The sequence below is a fragment of the Phocaeicola sp. ICN-14070 genome, assembly GCF_037892625.1.
GTDB lineage: Bacteria > Bacteroidota > Bacteroidia > Bacteroidales > Bacteroidaceae > Phocaeicola > Phocaeicola plebeius.
This window is the reverse complement of sequence record NZ_JBBKBF010000152.1, coordinates 1-1,276: the sequence shown is the minus strand read 5'-3', so window position 1 is coordinate 1,276 and position 1,276 is coordinate 1. Positions and strand designations below refer to the sequence as shown.

The 1,276-nt window shown below is 35.9% G+C and carries 2 protein-coding genes; both read left to right on the top strand.

The window, feature by feature from the left end:
* A partial coding sequence (locus WKT20_RS18000; protein WP_340417862.1) for an HNH/ENDO VII family nuclease occupies positions 1–628 on the top strand: 628 nt, incomplete at its 5' end.
* A gap of 1 nt (position 629) precedes the next feature.
* Positions 630–1,079: an SMI1/KNR4 family protein gene (locus WKT20_RS17995; RefSeq protein WP_117816688.1), complete on the top strand. Its 450-nt coding sequence runs from the start codon at positions 630–632 to the stop codon at positions 1,077–1,079.
* Positions 1,080–1,276: the final 197 nt, after the last annotated feature.

The following is a 1,276-nucleotide window of genomic DNA, read 5'->3' as shown; positions in this document are numbered from 1 at the left end:
CAAGGTGGCGGAATGCCATGGGGACCGAACGCTCGTGCCGTTCCGTTATCAGGGACAGTACGAGGATGAAGAAACGGGATTGTATTACAACAGATTCAGGTACTACTCGCCGGATATGGGGATGTATATTTCTTCTGACCCAATTGGGCTGGCGGGAAATAATCCGACTCTCTATGGATATGTGGAAGATGTAAATTTATTAAATGATATTCTTGGATTAAGCAAGTATGTTATAATAAATATCTTAGGAAGAAAAGTTTATCAAAATACAACTGATTTTGTTACTGGGGTACCCGATTTTGTTGATTCAAGCGTTCATCCTTCTATCCGAGCAAAAATTCAAGCAGGTGCAACTAACTTAGATTTAATGAAAGCAGGGAATGCTCCTATTGGTTTTGATGGGAAACCTATTAATCTTCATCATATTTTGGGGCAAGAACCTGGAGCAATGGTTGAATTGGCTCAAACGACCCATCAAAAATATAGTAAACAACTGCATGGTTTAATTGAAGATGGGCAAAGTTTTAGAAATAACCCAATACTTGCAAAAAGTTATAAAAATTTCAAAGCTAACTATTGGAAAGAGAGAGCAAAACAATTAAGTTCTATAAAAAGTAAATGTTTTTAATATGAATTACTTAAATTATGCATTAGAAAAACAAAAAAACAATTCTGATATAGAAATTTTTGGAGGTGTTAGTTTAGAACTAATAAAATCCGTAGAGCAGCAATTAGATATTGTTTTTCCAAAAGAATATAAAGCATTCTTATTGGAGTGTGGTTCGTGTAGTATCTATGATACATACATTTCTGGACTTTTTAAAAAATGGGATAATTCTACATCAACAGGTAGCACATTACATGATACATTAGAGGCAAGAAGTATGCATAAGTTACCATTAAATTATATAGTATTAGAATATAATGAAGATGAGAACTACTATGTATTAAGTATTCCTCAAAACGGCACAGAAGATAGCAAAGTGTACAGTGTTGATATCAATATAGAAAATAAGGTTTCTATATTCAATGAAATATTTTCTTCTTTTGAAGAATATTTCAAGTTCACACTTGATTAATTGGAAATTCTGAATTTAGTTATTAAATGCTACTCGCGGACAGTCATATCACTATGGTAGTCGGGGTTGACGTCCATGTGACGACAGCTCCCCCCTTCAATCCCATCCACCCTTACATAGGTATGGTGATGGACCCCGCCGACTACATACCGTTCCTCGGCACGAACGTGAGCGTGAACGGGCTGAAGCGCGGCGTC

What these genes read in the sequence shown, in the direction of transcription:
- WKT20_RS17995 (WP_117816688.1), top strand. Translation starts at nt 630, where the DNA reads ATGAATTACTTAAATTATGCATTAGAAAAACAAAAAAACAATTCTGAT.